Here is a 21268-nt window from a genome sequence, read left to right as displayed (position 1 = left end):
CGGATACCTCCTCGTCGAGGGCGCCGCCGGGTTCCCAGGGCCGCGCCGCTCCTTATAATGCCCGCCAGCTTATCCGCCATGTCCCGGGCGGACAAATTCAAGGATGTGACCGATGTACAAGGCTTTGCGGTATCTCGGCTGGCCCGTGGTGTGCGGCGTGCTGGTGGCGGTCCTGATCATCCAGCGCTATCCGCAGTGGTTGGGCCTGCCCGCCAGCCAGCCGCGGCTCGAATCGGCCCAGACCTCCCCCAGCACGCGCCAGCAGGGGCCGGTCTCCTATGCCGATGCGGCCAGTCGCGCGGCGCCCGCCGTGGTCTCCCTGCGCTCGACCAAGGCCGTCAAACGCAGCCAATCCGACACGGCGAAGCCCGAGCATCCTGGTTCGACCAAGCCCGCCGAAGAACTCAGCCTCGGCTCGGCCGTGCTGATGAGCCACGACGGCTACCTGCTGACCAACAACCATGTAACGCTCGACGCCGAGTCCATCGTGGTGGCACTGGCCGACGGCCGCCAGACCCTGGCCAAGCTGATCGGCAACGACCCAGCCACGGACCTGGCGGTACTCAAGATCGACCTGCCCAATCTGCCGGCCATCTCGGTGGGTGACTCCACCGCCATCCGCATCGGCGACGTGGTGCTCGCCATCGGCAACCCCTTCGGCGTCGGCCAGACCGTGACCATGGGCATCATCAGCGCCACCGGGCGTAATCAGCTGGGCCTCAATACCTACGAGGATTTCATCCAGACCGACGCGGCGATCAACCTCGGCAACTCGGGCGGCGCCCTGGTGGACGCCAACGGCAACCTGATCGGCATCAACACCGCCATCCTCTCCGGTGGCTCCCAGGGCATCGGCTTCGCCATCCCGATCAAGCTGGCGCTGGAGGTCATGCAGTCGATCATCCAGCACGGCCAGGTCATCCGCGGCTGGCTGGGCGTGGCGGTGGAGGTCATCACACCCGAGCTGGTGAAGACCTATGGGCTCAAGGTCGACCAGGGCATCGTGGTGACGGACATCGATCCGGACGGACCGGCGCACAAGGCCGGCCTGCGTTCGGGTGATGTGTTATTGCGGCTGGCGGGCCAGCCGGTGAAGGATGGCCGCCTGGCGATGAACCAGATCGCCCGCAAGCAACCGGGCGACAGCATCGCCATCGAGGTACTGCGCCAGGACAAGACCCTGCAACTCAAGGCCGGTGTCGGCCTGCGCCCCCTCATGGAGAAGGCGCGCTAGCGAGAGCCTGTTCAAAGGATCGCGAGCTAGAGACAAACAAGGCGAAAATGGCTGAGGAAGCGGAGTTTACAAGTAGTAAATGAGCATTCCGAAGCCATTTTCAACGACGTTTGGCCGACGCGCAGCAGCCTTTGAATAGACTCTCAGAGAGTATCGAGGGCCGCGATCAACGCCTGGTTCTGCGCCGGGGTGCCGATGGTGATGCGCAGGAAGTCGGCGATGCGCTCCGGGCGGCTGAAGTGGCGAACGATGACGCCGTGTTCGCGCAGCCCCGCCGCCAGAGCCGCCCCACCCTTCTGCACATGGCGGGCGAAGATGAAGTTGGCAGCCGAGGGCAACACCTCGAAACCGCGCTCCAGCAGCGCGCTCACCAGTCCCTCCCGACTTTCAACCACCTGCCGGCAGGTCTCGTCGAAATAGGCGCGATCCTCGAAGGCGGCCACCGCCCCGGCCAGGGCGAGGCGATCCAGGGGGTAGGAGTTGAAGCTGTTCTTGATCCGCTCCAGGGCTTCCATCAGTGGGGCCTGCCCCATGGCCAGACCCACCCGCAGCCCGGCCAGGGAACGCGACTTGGACAGTGTCTGGGTCACTACCAGATTGGGATAGCGACTGATCAGAGCGACCGCCGATTCGGCACCGAAGTCGACATAGGCCTCGTCCACCACCACCACGGAGCTGGGATTGCCGGCGAGGATGCGTTCGATGGCGTCCAGCGCCAGGGCGCTACCGGTGGGCGCATTGGGATTGGGGAAGATGATGCCGCCATTGGGCCGCAGATAGTCTTCCGGGACGATCTGGAAATCCTCGTCCAGCGCCGGCGTCTCGAAGGCGATGTCGTAGAGGCCGCAATACACCGGATAGAAGCTGTAGCTGATATCCGGGAAGAGGATCGGCCGGCCGTGGCCGAACAGACCCAGGAAGATGTGCGCCAGGACTTCGTCCGAACCATTGCCGACGAAGACCTGGTCGCTCTGGATGCCGTAATAGCGAGCGACCGCGTCCTTGAGCGCCTGACCGTTGGGATCGGGATAGAGGCGCAGATCGTCGGTGGCCGCGGCGCGAATGGCCTCCAGCGCCCGTGGCGACGGACCGTAGGGATTCTCGTTGGTGTTGAGCTTGACCAGGTTGGTCAGCTTGGGCTGCTCGCCCGGCACATAGGGCACCAGGTTCTTGACGAAGGGACTCCAGAGTTCGCTCATGCCTACTGCTCCTCTTGAATGCGGTATTCGGCGCTACGGGCGTGAGCGGTCAGGGACTCGCCACGTGCCAGTACCGAGGCGACCCGACCCAACGCCGAGGCGCCGCTGGCCGAGCAATGGATGATCGACGAGCGCTTCTGAAAGTCGTATACGCCCAGGGGCGAAGAGAAGCGTGCGGTGCCCGAGGTCGGCAGTACGTGGTTCGGACCGGCGCAGTAGTCGCCCAGGGCCTCGGCGGTATAGCGACCCATGAAGATGGCACCGGCATGGCGGATCTTGGGCAGCCACTGCTCGGGCTCGGCGACGGACAGCTCCAGATGTTCGGGGGCGATGCGGTTGGCCACTTCTATGGCCTGGGTCATGTCGGCGACCTGGATCAGGGCACCGCGGCCTTCCAGGGAGGCGCGGATGATGTCGGCGCGCTCCATCTCCGGCAGCAGCCGGGCGATGCTGGCCGCCACGGCATCGAGGAAGGCGGCGTCCGGACTGACCAGGATGGCCTGGGCGTCTTCGTCGTGCTCGGCCTGGGAGAACAGGTCCATGGCGATCCAGTCGGGATCGGTCTGGCCATCGCAGACCACCAGGATCTCGGACGGGCCGGCGATCATGTCGATGCCGACCTTGCCGAACACATGACGCTTGGCAGTGGCGACATAGATGTTGCCGGGGCCGACGATCTTGTCCACCGGCGGCACGCTCTCGGTGCCATAGGCCAGGGCGGCCACGGCCTGGGCGCCGCCGATGGTGAAGACGCGGTCGACACCGGCCAGGGCCGCGGCGGCCAGCACCAGTTCGTTGACCTCGCCGCGGGGCGTTGGTACCACCATGACCACCTCGGGTACGCCAGCGACCTTGGCGGGAATGGCGTTCATCAGCACCGAGGAGGGATAGGAGGCCTTGCCCCCCGGCACATAGAGACCGGCACGATCCAGCGGGGTGACCTGCTGGCCGAGCACGGTACCGTCGACTTCCTGGTACTGCCAGGAATCCTGGCGCTGCTTTTCGTGATAACGCCGGACGCGCTCGGCAGCGGCTTCCAGCGCGGTGCGCTGCTCCGCTGTGATACGGGTCAGGGCTTCTTCCAGGCGCGCACGCGGCAGGATGAGGTCGCTCATGGACGTCGCCTCGACACCATCGAAGCGGCGGGTGTATTCGAGCAGCGCGGCGTCGCCCTGGTGGCGCACGTCGGCGATGATCGCCAGGACCCGCTGGTTGATGTCGGCGTCGGACACCCCTTCCCAGCTCAGCAGATGATCCAGATGCTCGGCGAAATCCGGAGCGGCGGCGGCGAGTCGGCGGATGGCGAGCGGAGCGTTCATGACGGGTCCTCTTCAGGATGAGCGAAAGGGGCGCCCGAGAGTAACAGCCGGCTCCGTGTGGGCGCCCGACAATTTGGCTATGGCACGGATAGGCGAGATTGGAGGGGTGGAATCAGCGCTGGCCGGCCTTCAGGATGCCGGCCAGACACTCAGGCGCCGCGCGCCTCGACGGCGTGGCGCAGGGTCTCGATGAGGGCCTGGATGCGACCATGCTGCATCTTCATCGACGCCTTGTTGACGATCAAGCGCGAGCTGATGTGGGCGATCAGCTCCTGGGGCTCCAGACCATTGGCCTTGAGGGTGTTACCGGTATCGACCACGTCGATGATCTTGTCGGCCAGCCCTACCAGCGGTGCCAGCTCCATGGAGCCGTACAGCTTGATGATGTCGACCTGGCGACCCTGCTCGGCATAGTAGCGCTTGGCGACGTTGACGAACTTGGTCGCCACCCGCAGCCGGCCACGTGGCACCGGAGCGCCCACGGCGCCCGCGGTCATCAGCTTGCAACGGGCGATGCGCAGGTCCAGCGGCTCATAGAGACCATCGCCGCCGTACTCCATCAGCACGTCCTTGCCGGCCACGCCCAGGTCCGCGGCGCCATGCTCCACGTAGGTGGGCACGTCGGTGGCGCGGACGATGAGCAGGCGCACATCGTCCTGGGTGGTCGGGATGATGAGCTTGCGGCTCTTGTCCGGATTCTCGGTCGGCGCTATTCCCGCCGCCGCCAGCAGCGGCAGGGTGTCGTCGAGGATACGGCCCTTGGACAGGGCGATGGTCAGCATCGGAGGTCCTTACTTGGGCGTGCGACGGATCTTGGCGCCGAGCAGCTGGAATTTCTCCTCGATGCATTCGTAGCCGCGGTCGATGTGGTAGATGCGATCGATCAGGGTATCGCCTTCGGCCACCAGGGCGGCGATGACCAGGCTCGCCGAGGCGCGCAGGTCGGTCGCCATGACCGGGGCAGCCTTGAGGCTGGGCACGCCGGTGACGATGGCGGCATTGCCTTCGATGGCGATATTGGCACCCATGCGCACCATCTCGTGAACGTGCATGAAGCGGTTCTCGAAGATGGTCTCGACCACGGTACCGGTGCCTTCGGCGACGGCGTTCATGGAGATGAACTGCGCCTGCATGTCGGTGGGGAACGCCGGGTACGGCGCCGTGCGGATGTTCACCGCGCGGGGGCGATTGCCCTTCATGTCCAGCTCGATCCAGTTGCTGCCGGTGGAGAGGTGGGCACCCGCCTCTTCCAGCTTGGCCAGCACGGCTTCGAGGATGGTCGGATCGGTATCCTTGAGCTTGACGCGACCGCGGGTGGCGGCGGCCGCAACCAGGTAGCTACCGGTCTCGATACGGTCGGGCAGCACCGAGTAGGTAGCGCCACCCAGGCGCTCGACGCCTTCCACGGTGATGGTGTCGGTACCGGCGCCCTTGATGTTGGCACCCATGGCGATCAGGCAGTTGGCCAGATCCACCACTTCGGGCTCACGGGCGGCGTTCTGGATGACGCTGCGACCCTTGGCCAGGGTGGCGGCCATCAGCACGTTCTCGGTACCGGTCACGCTAACGGTATCGAAATAGTAGTGGGCACCGCGCAGACCGCCGGCCGGAGCCTTGGCCTTGATGTAGCCACCCTCGACGGTGATCTTGGCGCCCATGGCTTCCAGACCGCGCAGGTGCAGGTCGACCGGACGCGAGCCGATGGCGCAACCGCCCGGCAGGGCGACTTCCGCTTCGCCAAAGCGAGCGACCATGGGACCCAGCACCAGGATGGAAGCGCGCATGGTCTTGACCAGCTCGTAGGGCGCGACCAGCGTCTTGATGCTGGAGGCATCGACCTCGACGTTGAGCTTCTCACCGATGATGGGCTGCACGCCCATGCGGCCGAACAGCTCGATCATGGTGGTGATGTCGTGCAGGTGCGGCAGGTTGGCGATGGTCACCGGGGTATCGGCGAGCAGGGTCGCAGCCAGGATCGGCAGGGCGGAATTCTTGGCCCCGGAAATGCGAATTTCACCGTTCAGGCTATTGCCGCCGGTAATGATCAGTTTGTCCATAGCGAGTTCTCGGCGCTGCGAATCAGGCGCGTTCGGCCCAGGCAGCGCGGGTGAAGAATTTCATGGTGACAGCGTGGATGCTGCCATCGGCGATCTGCGGCTGGAGATGGGAGTAGACCTGTTGCTGACGCTTGACCGGGCTGAGGGCCTGGAGCTCGTCGCTGATCAGGTAGAGCTGGAAGTTGCAGCCCTCGCCTTCCACTTCGACCTGGGTATCGGCCAGTTTTGCCTCCAGGAGGCTTTTGACTTCTTGGGCCTGCATGGCGGCACCTCGGCAATCTAGTACAGCCGGCGATCATACAAAAAAACCGGCTGTACGGCGACTGCGATGACCGTCAGGTGTAAGGCTGGTCTGCGAGGGGCAACAGCTCCAGCGCATCCGAGACATCGGCGATCTGCCGCAGCTCGGAAGGCAGGTTGGCGATGGAGAGCGCGCGACCCGCGGTCTGGGCATCACGTAGCCAGGCCAACAGCAGCGCCAGGCCGGCGCTATTGGAGTGCTCGACACTGGCGCAGTCCAGCACCAGCGGACCGCTGCCTTGGGCGATCAGTGCCCGCCCCTGCTCGCGCAAGGTGGGCACAGTGGCGTGGTCGAGGACACCCGACAACTGCAGTCGGGCGCCATCGCCGGTAATGGCGGCGCGGCTCACGAACCGACCTTGGCCTTCTGGGCCTCGGGAGAATCCTTGGCCTTGGCCACGGTGCCCGCCCAGTTGTCGATGGTCTTGTTCAGATCGCCGTTGTTGTCCTGCATCGCCTGGGCGAACTGGTCACGGAACAGCTTGCCGAGGTTCAGGCCGTTGATGATGACATTGCGCACCTTCCAGTCGTCACCCTGCTTGACCATGCTGTACTGCACCGGATACACGGCGCCGTTGTTGCCCTTGACTTCCATGCCGACGCTGGTGCGGTCGGGACCGTCGGCCGGACCTTCCGGCAGCACGCGGATACCCTGGTTGTTGTACTCCAGCAGGGCGTTGCCATAGAACTGCATCAGGCTGCGCTTGAAGTTCTCCTGGAAGCGCGCCATTTGCTCCGGGGTGGCGCTGCGGCTATAGCGCACGGTCATGATGCTGCGCGAAATGCCCTCGGCGTCCACCACCGGACCGAGGATGCTGTTGAGCGACTCGTAGAAGGCTTCCGGGTTGCTGCGATACTTGTCGCGATTGGCCTGGAGGTCCGACAGCAGGGTATTGGTGGTCTGCTGGATCACGTCGTGGGCCGAGGGCGCCGCCTGGGAAACCAGGGGCAGCAGGGCCAGGATCGCGATGACTCCGTGACGAATTAGCTTGAGCATGGAAAAGTCTCTCATCATTTATTGGCGGAAGAGTCTTTATTGACCGAATTGAGCAGGAATTTGCCGATCAGATCCTCGAGAACCAGCGACGATTGTGTATCGCGAATGGTCGAGCCCTCCTTGAGTACCTGCTCGTCGCCGCCCACGCTGATGCCGATGTACTTCTCGCCGAGCAGCCCGGCGGTCAGGATGGAGGCGATGGAATCGGTCGGCAGGTTGTCCACCTGCTTGTCGATCTGCATGGTGACCCGGGCCCGGTAGCTGTTGCGATCGAGATCGATGGCGGTGACCTTGCCGATGGTCACGCCCGACATCGTTACCCGCGATCTCACGGTCAGACCGGCGATATTGTCGAAGTAGGCATAGACCTTGTAGGTATCGCGATGGTCGCTCATCGTCAGACCGCTTACCCGCAGCGCCAGCAACAGCAGTGCGAGCACGCCGGCCAGCAGGAAGAGTCCGACACCGATTTCCTGGGTGCGGGTTTGCATCAGAGATCTCCAAACATCAGGGCGGTAAGAATGAAGTCGAGGCCGAGCACGGCGAGCGACGCATAGACGACGGTACGGGTGGTGGCGCGGCCGATGCCTTCGGAGGTCGGCTCGCAGTCATACCCTTGGAAAACAGCGACCCAGGTCACCACGAAGGCGAACACCAGGCTCTTGATCACGCCATTGAGCACATCGCTGAGCATCACGCTGTTCTGCATGGTGGCCCAGAAGGAGCCGTCGTAGACGCCCAGCCAGTCGATGGCGACCATGGCCGCACCCCAGATGCCCACCACACTGAACATGGCGGCCAGCAGCGGCATGGAAATGAAGCCAGCCCAGAACCGCGGCGCGACGATGTACTTGAGCGGATCCACGCCGATCATTTCCAGGCTGGACAGTTGCTCGGTGGATTTCATGTTGCCGATCTCGGCGGTCAGGGCAGAGCCCGCCCGGCCGGCGAACAGCAGCGCGGTTACCACCGGCCCGAGTTCACGCAGCAGGGTCAGGGCGACCATCTGCCCCACCGCCTGTTCCGAGCCGTACTTGACCAGGATGTTGTAGCCCTGCAGGGCGATCACCATGCCAATGAAGAAGCCCGAGACGACGATGATCGGCAGCGACAGCACGCCCACCGAATAGAGTTGCTTGCCGAGCAGTTGCAGGCCGCTGCCCACCCCGCCGCGACCGAACACGGCCAGCAGCAGCACGATCACCGAGCGACCGATGGCCGCCACGACATCCAGCCCGGCCCGGCCGAGCCGACGAATCCGCTCCACGGCGGAGACCTTACGCATCAGTGTTTCCCCAGCAAGGCATCGCGCAGTTCCGGCGCGGCGAAGTGGAAGGGTACCGGACCATCGGGGATACCCTGCATGAACTGGCGAACCCGCGGATCCGGCGACTCGCGCAATTCCTTGGGCGTGCCCTGCCCCAGCACCTTGGTATCGCCCACCACATAGAGGTAGTCGGCGATGCTGGCGGTCTCGGCGAGGTCGTGGGACACCACGATGCTGGTCAAGCCCAGGGCCTGGTTGAGCAGCCGGATCAGGCGGACCAGCACGCCCATGGCAATGGGGTCCTGGCCGACGAAGGGCTCGTCGTACATGAGGATCTGCGGGTCCAGGGCGATGGCGCGCGCCAGGGCGACCCGGCGCTTCATGCCGCCGGAGAGTTCGTCCGGCATCAAGTCGACGGCGCCACGCAGCCCCACGGCCTGCAACTTGAGCAGGACGATGTCGCGGATCATTTCCTCGGGCAGCTTGGTGTGCACGCGCAAGGGAAAGGCCACGTTCTCGAAGACGTCGAGATCAGTGAACAGGGCGCCGCTCTGGAACAGCACGCCCATCTGCCGACGCATCTCGAACAGTTCGCCGCGGGACAGCTGCGGCAGGTTGGCGCCATTGACCCAGATCTCGCCGGCGCTCGGCCGCAACTGGGCGGCGATCAACCGCAACAAGGTGGTCTTGCCACTGCCGGACGGCCCCATGATCCCGGTGACCTTGCCCCGCGGGATGCGGATATCGACCCGGTCGTAGATGAGACGCGTGCCGCGCTTGAAGGAAACGCCCTTCAACTCCACGGCGTACGGGCTATCGACGGTCATCGAAACTCCTAAGGTTCAACTCTGTGCAAGGAGACGTCGCTCCGCTGCGTCAGGGCACGCATGACCTGCTGGCGACGGCCCGTGAAAAAAGGCGGCACTATAGCATTCGTCTGTCGATACCCTCGACCTGAGACGACGTTGCTGCCGGTCGCGGCTTTGCGCATATAATTTCCGATTGTTCCGTCACCTGCCTTCTGACCCATGTCCGACTCAATAGATTTCATCGCGTCCGCCAAGCGCACCATCGAGGTAGAGCGAGCGGCGGTAGCCGCCCTTGGCGAACGCGTCGACGCGAGCTTCTCCCAGGCCTGTCGCCTGCTGCTGGAATGCCGCGGGCGCATCGTCGTGCTGGGCATGGGCAAGTCCGGTCATGTCGGCAACAAGATCGCCGCCACCCTGGCCAGCACCGGCAGCCCGGCCTTCTTCGTCCACCCGGCCGAAGCCAGCCATGGCGACATGGGCATGATTACCCGTGACGACGTCATCATCGCCATCTCCCAGTCGGGCACCTCGAGCGAGATCCTCACCCTGCTGCCGCTGATCAAACGGCTGGGCGTGCCCCTGATCAGTTTCGCCGGCAACGCCGCCTCACCGCTGGCCAAGGCCGCCGACGTCAATCTGGACACCAGCGTCGCCACCGAGGCCTGCCCGCTCAATCTGGCGCCCACCTCCTCCACCACCGTCGCCCTGGTCCTGGGCGATGCCCTGGCCATCGCCCTGCTCGAAGCCCGCGGCTTCACCGCCGAGGATTTCGCCTTCTCCCATCCGGGCGGCGCCCTGGGTCGGCGACTACTGCTCAAGGTCGAGAACGTCATGCACGCCGGCGCCGACCTGCCGCGGGTGAGCGAGGACACCCTGGTGTCCGATGCGTTGCTGGAGATGTCACGCAAGGGCTTGGGCATGACCAGCGTGATCGGCGCCGATGGCCGGCTGGCCGGCATCTTCACCGATGGCGACCTGCGTCGGGCGCTGGATCGCGGCATCGACGTGCGCACCACCCCCATCGCAACCGTCATGACCCGCGGTGGTCGAACGGCCAGGGCGCAGATGCTCGCCGCCGAAGCGCTCAAGATCATGGAAGAGCACAAGATCAACGCCCTGGTGGTGGTCGACGATGACCGCCAACCGATCGGCGCCCTCAACATGGGTGACCTGCTACGCGCCGGGGTGCTGTAGGCCGGGTTATACTGGACGACTGCTGTGCTCGAAAAACGTGTTCAACCGCCGCCACCTTGCGCGGCCCACTACAGGTAGCCTCATGTTTGGCAGTTTGCGCCGCCCCGTGCTGTTGGTCCTGATCGCCGCCGCGCTCATCGCGATCGGCTACTGGAACATCCTGCCGCAGCGCTTCGTCGACGCCCCGGCCTCGACGACCCCGCAAGACAGCGCCATCGATGGCTACGCCTTGAATACGCGGACGATTCAGTATCGCCTGGACGGCAAGGTCCAGTACGAACTCAAGGCCGAGCGCAGCGAACACGTCGCCGCCACCGACATCACCCTGGTGACCCGTCCCGATATGCTGGCCTTCCGCGGTACCGATTTTCCCTGGCACATCCGCAGTGCCCGGGCCGAAGTGGCGCCCGGCGGCAGCCAGGCAGAGCTGATCGACGACGTGCGCGTGGAGCGGACCGACGCGAGAGGCCGCCCGGTAGTGCTGACCACCACTCGTATGACGGTCTTTCCCGACAAACAATATGCGCAGACCGAGCAAGCCGTTAGAATCGACGCCGCCAATGGGGTGACCACGGCCAACGGCATGAAAGCGTATCTAGAAGACGGCAGAATGCTCCTGCTGTCCAACGTAAGAGGCCAGTATGAGGTTCGTTAAAACCCTCCCCTTTCTGTTCACCCTCGGCGCCACCCTGGGCAGTGCCGCGGCTTGGGCCCTGCCGACCGATCGCAACCAGCCGATTCGCGTGCAGGCCGACAGCGCCGAGCTCGATGACAAGCAGGGCGTGGCCGTGTATCGCGGTGACGTGGTCATCACCCAGGGCAGCATGAAGATCACCGGCAACACCGTGACCTTGACCCAGGATAACCAGGGCAACATCAAGGTCGCGACCGCGGTGGGCAAGCCGGCCTACTACGAGCAGAAACCCTCGCCGGACAAGGACATCGTCAAGGCCTATGGTCTGACGATCCAATACTTCGCTCAGGAAAACCGCATCATCCTGATCGACCAGGCCAAGGTGGTTCAGCAGGGCAATACCTTCGAAGGCGAGAAGATCGTCTACGACACCCAGCGCCAGATCGTGAATGCCGGCCGCGCCAACGGCAGCAAGGTCACCACGCCGCGGCCGCGTATCGACATGGTCATCCAGCCCAAGGACCAGCAGCCGGGGCAGGGACAATGACGGTAACGCTCAAAGCCCAGCATCTGGCCAAGAGCTACAAGGGTCGTCAGGTCGTCCGCGACGTCAGCCTCAGCATCGACAGCGGCCAGATCGTCGGCCTGCTCGGCCCCAACGGCGCCGGCAAGACCACCTGCTTCTACATGATCGTCGGCCTGGTCAAGGCCGATCAGGGCCGGGTGCTGATCGACGACCAAGACGTCACCGCCCTGCCCATGCATGGTCGGGCCCGCGCCGGTATCGGTTATCTGCCGCAGGAAGCCTCGATCTTTCGCAAGCTGACCGTGGCCGACAACATCCTCGGCATCCTGGAAACCCGCAAGGACCTGGACAAGGCCGGGCGGCTGCGCGAGCTGGAAAGCCTGCTGCAGGAATTCCATATCACCCACATCCGCGACAACCGCGGCATGAGCCTGTCCGGTGGCGAACGCCGCCGCGTCGAGATCGCCCGCGCGCTGGCCACGGCACCCAAATTCATCCTGCTGGACGAACCCTTCGCCGGTGTGGACCCCATCTCGGTGGGCGACATCAAGCAGATCATCCGCCACCTCAAGGCCAAGGGCATCGGCGTCCTCATCACCGACCACAACGTGCGGGAAACCCTGACCATCTGCGAGACGGCCTACATCGTCAACGACGGCCAGCTCATCGCCGAAGGCACCGCCGAGGAAGTCCTCGCCAACGAACTGGTGAAGGAAGTCTACCTGGGCCACGAATTCCGCCTCTAGGCAAAGACGGCAAAACAAGGCATATAATTTGCTAACGCTCGCAGGTTTCGCGAGGTTCGGTGGCGCTGTTCGCGTCGGTAGACAAGGTGTAATTCCGCAGCCATGAAACCATCGCTAGTCCTCAAGATGGGCCAGCAGCTGACGATGACGCCGCAGCTGCAACAAGCCATACGTTTGCTCCAGCTCTCCACGCTCGATCTGCAGCAGGAAATCCAGGAAGCCCTGGAATCCAATCCTATGCTCGAGCGCCAGGAGGAAGGTGAAGACTTCGACCAGAGCGAACCCCTGAGCGAAAGCGATGAGCTGGCCAACCCCGGCAGCGCCGAGATCAACTTCAAGGAGACGTCGGTCGCCACCAACGAGATGGCCGACGACCCTTCCGACTGGAGCGAGCGCATTCCCAGCGAGTTGCCGGTCGATACGGCCTGGGAAGACATCTACCAGACCAGCGCCAGCAGCCTGCCCAGCAACGACGACGACGAGTGGGACTTCACCACCCGCACCTCGGCCGGCGAGAGTCTGCAGACGCATCTGCTGTGGCAGCTCAACCTGGCGCCCATGTCCGACCTGGATCGCCTGATCGCCCTCGCCATCATCGATGGCATCGACACCGACGGCTATCTGCAGGAAAGCCTGGAAGACATCCACGCCTCCCTCGACCCGGAATTGGAGGTCGACCTCGACGAGGTCGAGGTGGTCCTGCGCCGCGTCCAGCAATTCGAGCCTGCCGGGGTTGCCGCGCGCAACCTGCGCGAATGCCTGCTGATCCAGCTGGCCCAACTGCCGGCCACCCTGCCCCTGCTGGGCGAGGCCAAGCGCCTGGTCGGCGATTACCTGGATCTGCTCGGCAGCCGTGACTACGCGCAGCTGATGCGCCGCATGAAGATCAAGGAAGAGGAACTCAAGCCGGTCATCGAGCTGATCCAGACTCTGCATCCGCGACCGGGCTCGCAGATCGAGTCCGGCGAGGCCGAATACGTGGTACCAGACGTCATCGTCCGCAAGCACAACGAGCGCTGGCTGGTGGAACTCAACCAGGAAGCGGTACCGCGTCTTCGGGTGAATCCCCAGTACGCCGGCTTCGTCAAGCGCGCCGACAGCAGCGCCGACAACACCTATATGCGCAACCAGCTGCAGGAAGCCCGTTGGTTCATCAAGAGTCTGCAGAGTCGCAACGAGACGCTGATGAAGGTGGCGACCCAGATCGTCGAGCACCAGCGCGGTTTCCTCGAATACGGCGAAGAGGCCATGAAGCCGCTCGTCCTGCACGACATCGCCGAAGCGGTGGGAATGCACGAGTCGACCATTTCGCGGGTCACCACCCAGAAATTCATGCACACCCCGCGTGGCATCTACGAACTCAAGTACTTCTTCTCCAGCCACGTCAGCACCGCCGAGGGGGGCGAATGCTCCTCCACCGCTATCCGCGCGATCATCAAGAAACTGGTGGCGGCGGAAAACGCGAAAAAGCCGTTGAGTGACAGCAAGATCGCTGGTTTACTGGAATCGCAAGGTATCCAAGTCGCTCGTCGCACGGTGGCTAAGTACCGGGAATCCTTGGGTATCGCTCCCTCCAGCGAACGCAAGCGTCTGATCTGACGTCTCCTGGTCGCGACCGTAGCCGAGCGCCCCTTGTCCTGTCGGCGAGCAGCTTCGCCGACACAGCCCGGCAATAAGGAGAAGCGGTATGCAAGTCAACATCAGTGGCCATCAGCTTGAAGTGACCGACGCCCTGCGTGACTACATCGGCGAGAAACTCGCCCGCCTCGAAAGACACTTCGACCGGATCACCAACGTTCAGGTCATTCTCGAAGTGGACAAGCTCAAACACAAAGCCGAAGCCACTCTCCACGTCGCCGGCGCCGCGGTGGTCGCCAATGCCGAGCACGACGACATGTATGCCGCCATCGATCTCCTGGCCGACAAGCTCGACCGCCAACTGATTAAACACAAGGAAAAATCGATCGAACGTCAGCAGGGTGTAGGCATCCGCTGAGGCTCGACCGCCGCTTTATGATCAGACTCGAAAACATCCTGACCCCCGGCCGCACCCAGACGGGTGCGCCGGGAGGCAGCAAAGCCGCCGTACTGGAACGCATCGCCGAACTGGCCGCGCAGGAACTGCCCGGCCACGACGCCCAGCACATCTATGATTGCCTGATGGCCCGCGAGCGCCTGGGTTCCACCGGCTTCGGCAACGGCATTGCCATCCCCCACTGCCGCCTGGCCGGCCTACAGCAACCCCTGTGCGTGCTGTTCCACCTGCAACACCCGGTGGATTTCGATTCCCTGGATGGCGCCCCCGTGGACTTGGTGTTCGTCCTGCTGGTACCCGAGGCCGCCACCGAACAACATCTCACCCTGCTGCGCCAGATCGCCGGCATCCTGGATCGCGCGGATATCCGCGACCGGCTGCGCAAGGCCAAGGACAGCCAGGCGCTCTATCAGATCGTCGTCGAGGCCCAGAGCGGACACTGACATGCACCTCATCATCGTGAGCGGACGTTCCGGATCGGGCAAGAGTACGGCGCTCAACGTGCTTGAGGACAATGGCTTCTACTGCATCGACAACCTGCCGGCGAGCCTGCTGCCCGATCTCGCCCAGCATGCCCTGACTGACATGGAGCGACCGCAACCCAAGGTCGCCCTGTCCATCGATGCCCGCAATCTCCCGAGCCAGCTGCAGCGTTTTCCCGAATTGCTCGAACAGGTGCGCAGCCGCAACATCCGCTGCGACATCCTCTATCTGGATGCCGATGACCAGACGCTGCTCAAGCGCTTCTCCGAGACGCGCCGTCGGCATCCCCTGTCCAACCAGGAAAGATCCCTGGCGGAAGCCATCCACGACGAACAGGTGCTGTTGTCGCCCATCGCCGACCTCTCCGACCTGAAGATCGACACCACCCACCTGAATCTCTATCAGCTGCGCGATATCCTCAAGCTGCGCCTGCTGAATGCGCCGGAGCCCGGCACCGCCTACCTGGTGGAGTCCTTCGGCTTCAAACGGGGCCTGCCGGTGGATGCGGACATGGTGTTCGACGTGCGCTTCCTGCCCAATCCCTACTGGAAACCGGAACTGCGCGACTTTTCCGGCCTGGACACCCAGGTGCGGGAATATCTCGAGCAACAGCCCGAGGTAGAGACCTTGTACAATGACATCCGCGATTATCTGGTGAAGTGGTTGCCGCGTTTCGCGGCCAACAACAGGTCCTATGTGACCGTCGCCATTGGCTGTACCGGTGGCCATCACCGCTCGGTCTATTTGGCCGACCGCCTGGGTCGCGAACTCAAAGACCTGCTCAAGAACGTCCAGATCCGTCACCGCGATCTCTGACGCCCGTTTTTCGCTTCGACAAGGACAGACTCAATGCCTGCCCAACAGATCACCATCATCAACAAACTGGGCCTCCATGCCCGGGCGGCCGCCAAGTTCGTCGGCGTGGCCGGACGCTTTCCCGCCAGCGTGCGGGTAGGCCGCAGCGGCGAGCCGCCGGTCGATGGCAAGAGCATCATGGCGGTCATGATGCTGGCCGCCGGCAAGGGTACGGTGCTGCAGCTGGAAACGGAGGGCGAGCAGAGCGACGAAGCCATGCGTGCCCTGGTCGAGCTGATCAACAACTACTTCGACGAGGGTGAATGACCGGTATCCGTAACCAGGTCCTGTCGCTCACTCCATGAAAAAAGCCGCCCTAGGGCGGCTTTTTCTATTGCGCGTCGACTCAGGCGTTCAGCGCCGCTTCATAGCGACGGGACACTTCCGGCCAGTTGATGACGTTGAAGAAGGCACCGATGTACTCGGGACGACGGTTCTGGTAGCGCAGGTAGTAGGCGTGCTCCCAAACGTCCAGGCCGAGGATCGGGGTGTTGCCGGTCATCAGCGGGCTGTCCTGGTTACCGGTGCTTTCCACCACCAGCTTCTTGGCGGGGGTGACGCTCAGCCAGGCCCAGCCGCTGCCGAAACGGGTCAGGGCAGCCTTGGTGAAGGCTTCCTTGAAGGCGTCGAAGCCGCCCAGCTGGGATTCGATGGCCTCGGCCAGGGCGCCCTCGGGCTTGCCACCGGCGTTGGGGGCCATCACGGTCCAGAACAGGCTGTGGTTGGCATGGCCGCCACCGTTGTTCTGCACGGCGCCGCGCTTGTCCTGGGGCAGCTTGTCCAGCTGACGAACGACATCCTCGGCCGGCAGGTTGGCGAACTCGGTGCCTTCCAGCGCAGCGTTCAGGTTGTTGATGTAGGTCTGGTGGTGCTTGGTGTGGTGGATTTCCATGGTCTGGGCATCGACGTGCGGTTCCAGCGCGTCGTAGGCGTAGGGCAGCTGAGGCAGAGTGTGCGACATACGGATTGTCTCCATGGTGGCTTTGGTATGGACCCGCCGCGGCGAGGCGACGGGAAGTACGGCTGGTGCGCAGTAGCGCCCCGACTGACCGCAGGCCCGTTCGGTCGAAGGATCCGACCGCGCGGGCTATGTCCTAGTGCATTGCTAGGATACTAACGAGTAACGGGGTGAGCTGTCTCGAATTCGACCGGATTTTCTCGCGGCAACTCCCCGGATGTCGTTTTCAGCTCCCGGCCAGGGTCATGCCTTCGATCAGTACCGAGCCGGTCCGCAGGCTGCCGCGACGCTCCACGTCGCTGCCAACGGCAACGATCTGGCGGAACATGTCCCCGAGCCGGCCGGCGATGGTGACCTCCTGGACCGGGAACTGGATCTCGCCGTTCTCGATCCAGAAGCCACCCGCACCGCGGGAATAATCGCCGGTGACCAGGTTGGTGCCCTGCCCCATCATTTCCGTGACCAGGAAGCCGGTGCCCATCTGGCGGATCAGCTCGGCCTGGTCGGCCGCGCCATGGCTGACATGCAGGTTGTGCACACCGCCAGCGTTGGCGGTGCTCTGCATGCCCAGCTTGCGCGCCGAATAGCTGCCGAGCACATAGGACACCAGCTGACCGTTCTCGACGAAAGGCTTGGCATAGGTGGCCAGACCCTCGCCATCGAAGGCGGCACTGCCCAGGGCACGCGGCAGGTGGGGTCTTTCGTCCAGAGTCAGCCAGTCGGGAAACAGCTGTTGCCCCAGGGCGCCTTCGAGGAAGGACGACTTGCGATAGAGGTTGCCACCGGAAATGGCGGCAAGGAAGGTACCGAACAGCCCGGCAGCCATTTCCGGGGAAAACAGCACCGGCACCTTGGCGGTGGGCACCGGCCGTGCACCCAGGCGGCTCACGGCGCGTTCGGCGGCGCGACGACCGATCTCTTCCGCACTCATCAGCTCGCGACCGACGCGATTGACGTCATAGTAGTAGTCGCGCTGCATGGCCTCGCCACTGCCGGCGATCATCACGCAGCTCAGGCTGTGGCGGGTGCTGGCATAGCCGCCGACGAAGCCGTGGCTGTTGCCGTACACCCGGCAGCCCTGGTGGGTGTTGAGGGTGGTGCCGTCGGCGTTGCCGATGCGGCTGTCGGCAGCATAGGCCGCGGCTTCGCAGGCCAGCGCCTGTTCGATGGCCTGCTCCGGGGTAATGTCCCAGGGATGGTAGAGGTCGAGATCGGGCAGTTCGCCGCGCGCCATCAGCTCGGCGTCGGCCAGGCCCGCGCAAGGATCCTCGGAGGTGTGCTTGGCGATGGCCAGGGCTGCCGCCACCGTCTCGCGGATCGCCTCCGGACCGGTGGCGGAGGTGCTGGCCGAGCCCTTGCGCTGGCCGACATAGAGGGTGATGCCGAAGCCCTGGTCGCGATTGAATTCGACCGTTTCCACCTCACCCTTGCGTACGGAAGTGGATAGGCCCTGGTCGACCGAGACGGCCACTTCGCCGGCGCTGGCGCCCTGGCGGCGGGCTTCGGCGAGGATGGCCTCGACCTGGTCGCGCAATTCGGGAAGCGCGGCGGGACCCACGGCAGCGTTGCGATTCATGACGTTCTCCTTACGGACGGCGCCGGCCAGGCCGGACAACCGTGCGGCAACTCGTTATGATGGCGCCCATTCTTAGCTGGACCCCATAGTTCATGGTTGATTCTTACGACGACGACGCGCCGCTGGGCGAAAAGAGCAAGACGCAGGTCAAGCGCGAGCTGCATGCGCTGCAGGACCTCGGCGAACGCCTGGCCGGCCTGCCGGCCGAGCAGCTGGACCGCCTGCCGCTGACCGATCCACTGCGCAAGGCCCTGGCCGAAGCGCCCAAGCACAAGACGCACATCGCGCGCAAAAGGCATGTCCAGTACCTGGGCAAGCTGATGCGCGACCAGGACCTGGAAGCCATCCTGGTGCTGGTCGACCAGATGGACAGCTCTACCCGGCAGTACAACGAGCGTTTCCACGCCCTGGAACGCTGGCGCGACCGGCTGATCGCCGAGGGTGACGCGGCGCTGGAGGCCTTCGTGGCGCTGTACCCGGAGACCGACCGCCAGCACCTGCGCGGCCTGGTACGCCATGCCCAGCACGAGGCCGCGCACAACAAGCCGCCCGCGGCGGCACGCAAGGTCTTCAAGTACATCCGCACCCTCGACGAAACCCAGCGCGGTCTGCGCTAGGTTTTCGTTGGCCCTGGCCACGGCCGGCATCGGCATCAGGCGCCGGTGCCGCCCACGGTGATGGCGTCGATCTTCAGCGTCGGCTGACCCACGCCCACCGGCAACGACTGGCCGTCCTTGCCGCAGGTCCCTACTCCCGCATCCAACGCCAGGTCGTTGCCGACCATGGATACCCGGTTCATGACCTCGGGACCATTGCCGATCAGGGTGGCGCCCTTCACCGGGCGACCCAGCTTGCCGTTCTCGATCAGGTAGGCCTCGTTGGTGGTGAAGACGAACTTGCCACTGGTGATGTCCACCTGGCCGCCACCCAGACTGGCGCAATAGATGCCCTTTTCCACCGAGGCGATGATCTCGGCCGGATCGCTCTGGCCGGCGAGCATGTAGGTGTTGGTCATGCGCGGCATGGGCAGGTGGGCGTAGGATTCGCGCCGGCCATTGCCGGTGGGCGCCACACCCATCAGCCGGGCGTTTAGCTTGTCCTGCATGTAACCCTTGAGGATGCCGTTCTCGATCAGCACGTTGTAGCCGCTGGGGGTGCCCTCGTCGTCGATGGACAGCGAACCTCGGCGATCCGGCAGAGTGCCGTCGTCGACGATGGTGCACAGCGACGAGGCCACCTGGCGCCCGAGCTGGCCGCTGTAGTTGGAGCTGCCCTTGCGGTTGAAGTCGCCTTCCAGGCCGTGGCCGACGGCCTCGTGCAGCAGTACGCCGGACCAGCCGGCGCCCAGCACCACCGGCAAGGTACCCGCCGGCGCCGCGGTGGCTTCCAGATTGACCAGTGCCTGGCGCACGGCTTCGCGGGCATAGCCGAGGGCGCGGTCGTCGGCCTGGAAATAGCGGTAGTCGCTGCGGCCACCACCGCCGCTGTTGCCGCGCTCGCGGCGGCCGTTCTGCTCGACGATGACGCTCACCCCCAGGCGTACAAGGGGGCGCACGTCGGCGGCCAGGGTGCCGTCGACGGCGGCCACCAGGGTCCGCTCCCAGACGCCGGCCAGGCTGATGGTGACCTGCTGGATGCGCGGATCGAGGGCACGGGTAGCTTCGTCCAGCTGCTGCAGGAAGGCCACCTTGGCGGCGCGATCCAGCACATCGAGCGGGTTGTCCTGACCATAGAGACGCTGCGCCGGCTCCACGGCACGGAACGCCTGGACGCGCCCTTCGGCGCCACTGCGAGAGATGGAGCGCGCCGCCTGGGCCGCCAGATCCAGAGCTTCGCCGGTGATGGCGTTGCTGTAGGCGAAGCCGGTCTTCTCGCCGGACAGCGCCCGCACCCCCACACCTTGGTCGAGGTGGAAGCCACCTTCCTTGACGATGCCGTCTTCCAGCAGCCAGGACTCGGAGACGATGCTCTGGAAGTAGAGATCGGCGGCATCGATGCCGGGACCGGCTAGGCGCTGCAGTACCGGTTGCAGATCGTCGATGGCCAGGCCGCCGGGGCTCAGCAGGGCCGAGCCGACGCTCGTCAGGTAATCACTCATGGAAACTCCAGACGACGCCAGAAGGCGTCGGAACGATGAAAGGGGTGCGCCTGGCTACTAGCCTACGCGCGACGAGTCCGGGTCTCTGATGCAAATGACCAATGGCCGTCATTGGCGTTCGGCCGCTCAGGCGCCGGCCAGGCGCGCGGGCGCGAAGCGGCGGTGCTGGGTGATCGGCATGCGCTGGCGCAGTTCCGCCTGGCGCTCGGCGTCGCGTTCGATGAGCAGAACCGCCTCGCCACTGGCCTGGACCGCGAGCACCTCGCCCCAGGGATCCACCGCCATGGCATGGCCCCAGGTGGTCCGGCCATTGGCATGGACGCCGCCCTGGGCCGCGCCCAGCAGGTAGCTCTGGGTCTCCACCGCGCGGGCGCGCAATAACAATTCCCAGTGCGCCTGGCCGGTGGGCACGGTGAAGGCCGAGGGCGCGCTGATCAGCTCCGCCCCGGCGGCGCGCAGGGCGCCGTAGAGTTCGGGAAAGCGCAGGTCGTAGCAGACGCTCAGGCCCAGCCGGCCGACCGGGGTATCGACCACGGTGAGGGTCTCACCGGCCGCGTAGTGATCGGATTCGCGATAGCTGCCCTGGGCGTCGCTGACGTCGGCATCGAACAGATGCAGTTTGTCGTAGCGGGCGACGCGGCGGCCCTGGTCGTCATACAGCAGCGAACAGGCGCAGGGCTTGCCCTCGGTGGCGCCATCGGGCAGCAACGGCAGGGTACCGGCCAGCAGCCACAATCCGCGCTCGCGAGCCTGCTGGGCGAGCCAGGGCAGAATCTCGCCCTGGCCAAGGGCCTCCGCCCGGGCCAGATCGGCGGGCGCCGGATGACCGATGGCAACGAAGTTCTCCGGCAGTACCGCCAGTTGGGCACCGGCGTTGGCGGCGCGCTCGAGCAAGCGCTCGGCCGCGCGCAGATTGGCCGCCACCGCGGGACCGCTGACCATCTGCAGGATGGCTATGGACATGCGCACTCTCCGGACAGG

Annotated in this window: 25 protein-coding genes; 11 read left to right on the top strand and 14 right to left on the bottom strand. The window is 64.8% G+C overall.

Translation table 11 applies throughout. The features are described from left to right. The first annotated feature begins 112 nt into the window (after nt 1–112). Nucleotides 113–1234 (top strand): trypsin-like peptidase domain-containing protein, encoded by a 1122-nt coding sequence (locus QZ471_RS10945; protein WP_295463569.1) that lies wholly within the window; start codon nt 113–115, stop codon nt 1232–1234. 143 nt (nt 1235–1377) lie between these two features. Here QZ471_RS10945 and hisC read toward each other — a convergent pair whose 3' ends face one another. The 10 genes from hisC to QZ471_RS10895 form a co-directional block, all read right to left on the bottom strand. Continuing rightward, the gene (gene hisC / locus QZ471_RS10940; protein ID WP_295463567.1) at nt 1378–2433 is read right to left on the bottom strand and encodes a histidinol-phosphate transaminase; all 1056 of its coding nucleotides are present in this window, start codon (nt 2431–2433) and stop codon (nt 1378–1380) included. A gap of 2 nt (nt 2434–2435) precedes the next feature. After that, on the bottom strand, nt 2436–3752 hold the full coding sequence (hisD, locus tag QZ471_RS10935) for a histidinol dehydrogenase (protein WP_295463565.1): 1317 nt from the start codon (nt 3750–3752) through the stop codon (nt 2436–2438). 149 nt (nt 3753–3901) lie between these two features. Beyond that, nucleotides 3902–4534: an ATP phosphoribosyltransferase gene (gene hisG, locus QZ471_RS10930; protein WP_077171860.1), complete on the bottom strand. Its 633-nt coding sequence runs from the start codon at nt 4532–4534 to the stop codon at nt 3902–3904. 9 nt (nt 4535–4543) lie between these two features. Then, on the bottom strand, nt 4544–5809 hold the full coding sequence (gene murA / locus QZ471_RS10925) for a UDP-N-acetylglucosamine 1-carboxyvinyltransferase (protein WP_058761967.1): 1266 nt from the start codon (nt 5807–5809) through the stop codon (nt 4544–4546). 22 nt (nt 5810–5831) lie between these two features. After that, nucleotides 5832–6071: a BolA family protein gene (locus QZ471_RS10920; protein ID WP_007159508.1), complete on the bottom strand. Its 240-nt coding sequence runs from the start codon at nt 6069–6071 to the stop codon at nt 5832–5834. 73 nt (nt 6072–6144) lie between these two features. Further along, nucleotides 6145–6459, bottom strand: a complete 315-nt coding sequence (locus QZ471_RS10915) for an STAS domain-containing protein (protein WP_295463557.1) — start codon at nt 6457–6459, stop codon at nt 6145–6147. Continuing rightward, nucleotides 6456–7106: an ABC transporter substrate-binding protein gene (locus QZ471_RS10910; RefSeq protein ID WP_295463555.1), complete on the bottom strand. Its 651-nt coding sequence runs from the start codon at nt 7104–7106 to the stop codon at nt 6456–6458. The genes QZ471_RS10915 and QZ471_RS10910 overlap by 4 nt, the downstream gene beginning before the upstream one ends. Nucleotides 7107–7120: 14 nt before the next feature. Next, complete coding sequence (gene mlaD / locus QZ471_RS10905; RefSeq protein ID WP_058761964.1) at nt 7121–7597, bottom strand: outer membrane lipid asymmetry maintenance protein MlaD; 477 nt, start codon at nt 7595–7597, stop codon at nt 7121–7123. After that, nucleotides 7597–8391 carry a lipid asymmetry maintenance ABC transporter permease subunit MlaE gene (gene mlaE / locus QZ471_RS10900; protein ID WP_295463552.1) on the bottom strand — a complete coding sequence of 265 codons (795 nt, stop codon included), beginning with the start codon at nt 8389–8391 and terminating at the stop codon, nt 7597–7599. Before mlaE ends, mlaD begins: the two co-directional genes overlap by 1 nt. After that, nucleotides 8391–9200, bottom strand: a complete 810-nt coding sequence (locus QZ471_RS10895; protein ID WP_295463550.1) for an ATP-binding cassette domain-containing protein — start codon at nt 9198–9200, stop codon at nt 8391–8393. Before QZ471_RS10895 ends, mlaE begins: the two co-directional genes overlap by 1 nt. Nucleotides 9201–9401: 201 nt before the next feature. Between QZ471_RS10895 and QZ471_RS10890 the strand changes: the two genes are divergently transcribed. The 9 genes from QZ471_RS10890 (at nt 9402) to QZ471_RS10850 (ending at nt 15922) form a co-directional block, all read left to right on the top strand. Then, nucleotides 9402–10376 carry a KpsF/GutQ family sugar-phosphate isomerase gene (locus QZ471_RS10890; protein ID WP_295463548.1) on the top strand — a complete coding sequence of 325 codons (975 nt, stop codon included), beginning with the start codon at nt 9402–9404 and terminating at the stop codon, nt 10374–10376. 82 nt (nt 10377–10458) lie between these two features. Next, on the top strand, nt 10459–11031 hold the full coding sequence (gene lptC / locus QZ471_RS10885) for an LPS export ABC transporter periplasmic protein LptC (protein ID WP_295463547.1): 573 nt from the start codon (nt 10459–10461) through the stop codon (nt 11029–11031). Then, entirely contained in the window at nt 11018–11557 is a 540-nt protein-coding gene (lptA, locus tag QZ471_RS10880) for a lipopolysaccharide transport periplasmic protein LptA (RefSeq protein ID WP_295463546.1), read from the top strand. The genes lptC and lptA overlap by 14 nt, the downstream gene beginning before the upstream one ends. Beyond that, nucleotides 11554–12282, top strand: a complete 729-nt coding sequence (gene lptB / locus QZ471_RS10875; protein WP_295463545.1) for an LPS export ABC transporter ATP-binding protein — start codon at nt 11554–11556, stop codon at nt 12280–12282. The genes lptA and lptB overlap by 4 nt, the downstream gene beginning before the upstream one ends. Before the next feature lie 102 nt (nt 12283–12384). Beyond that, on the top strand, nt 12385–13881 hold the full coding sequence (locus QZ471_RS10870) for an RNA polymerase factor sigma-54 (protein ID WP_295463543.1): 1497 nt from the start codon (nt 12385–12387) through the stop codon (nt 13879–13881). A gap of 88 nt (nt 13882–13969) precedes the next feature. Beyond that, nucleotides 13970–14278 (top strand): ribosome-associated translation inhibitor RaiA, encoded by a 309-nt coding sequence (gene raiA / locus QZ471_RS10865; protein WP_295463541.1) that lies wholly within the window; start codon nt 13970–13972, stop codon nt 14276–14278. 17 nt (nt 14279–14295) lie between these two features. Continuing rightward, a complete protein-coding gene (ptsN, locus tag QZ471_RS10860) occupies nt 14296–14760 on the top strand; it encodes a PTS IIA-like nitrogen regulatory protein PtsN (RefSeq protein ID WP_295463539.1) in 465 nt (154 codons plus the stop codon). A 1-nt stretch (nt 14761) separates the two neighbouring features. Continuing rightward, nucleotides 14762–15616 (top strand): RNase adapter RapZ, encoded by an 855-nt coding sequence (gene rapZ, locus QZ471_RS10855; protein ID WP_295463537.1) that lies wholly within the window; start codon nt 14762–14764, stop codon nt 15614–15616. 33 nt (nt 15617–15649) lie between these two features. Beyond that, the gene (locus tag QZ471_RS10850; RefSeq protein WP_295463536.1) at nt 15650–15922 is read left to right on the top strand and encodes an HPr family phosphocarrier protein; all 273 of its coding nucleotides are present in this window, start codon (nt 15650–15652) and stop codon (nt 15920–15922) included. A gap of 79 nt (nt 15923–16001) precedes the next feature. Here QZ471_RS10850 and QZ471_RS10845 read toward each other — a convergent pair whose 3' ends face one another. Next, entirely contained in the window at nt 16002–16616 is a 615-nt protein-coding gene (locus QZ471_RS10845; RefSeq protein ID WP_295463534.1) for a superoxide dismutase, read from the bottom strand. A 223-nt stretch (nt 16617–16839) separates the two neighbouring features. Then, nucleotides 16840–18189 (bottom strand): metalloprotease PmbA, encoded by a 1350-nt coding sequence (gene pmbA, locus QZ471_RS10840; protein WP_295463532.1) that lies wholly within the window; start codon nt 18187–18189, stop codon nt 16840–16842. A 92-nt stretch (nt 18190–18281) separates the two neighbouring features. On the opposite strand from pmbA, the gene yjgA reads away from it, so the two are divergent. Further along, nucleotides 18282–18806 carry a ribosome biogenesis factor YjgA gene (yjgA, locus tag QZ471_RS10835; protein ID WP_295463530.1) on the top strand — a complete coding sequence of 175 codons (525 nt, stop codon included), beginning with the start codon at nt 18282–18284 and terminating at the stop codon, nt 18804–18806. 35 nt (nt 18807–18841) lie between these two features. On the opposite strand, the gene tldD is transcribed toward yjgA, so the two are convergent. Together tldD and QZ471_RS10825 are read right to left on the bottom strand one after the other, a co-directional pair. Beyond that, complete coding sequence (gene tldD / locus QZ471_RS10830) at nt 18842–20287, bottom strand: metalloprotease TldD (RefSeq protein ID WP_295463528.1); 1446 nt, start codon at nt 20285–20287, stop codon at nt 18842–18844. A gap of 126 nt (nt 20288–20413) precedes the next feature. Beyond that, entirely contained in the window at nt 20414–21250 is an 837-nt protein-coding gene (locus tag QZ471_RS10825) for a carbon-nitrogen hydrolase family protein (RefSeq protein WP_295463526.1), read from the bottom strand. Nucleotides 21251–21268: the final 18 nt, after the last annotated feature.

Source organism: uncultured Pseudomonas sp. (assembly GCF_913774235.1).
GTDB lineage: Bacteria > Pseudomonadota > Gammaproteobacteria > Pseudomonadales > Pseudomonadaceae > Chryseomonas.
Note: the sequence above shows the minus strand (reverse complement) of the source record. Positions and strands in the feature narration are given on the sequence as shown.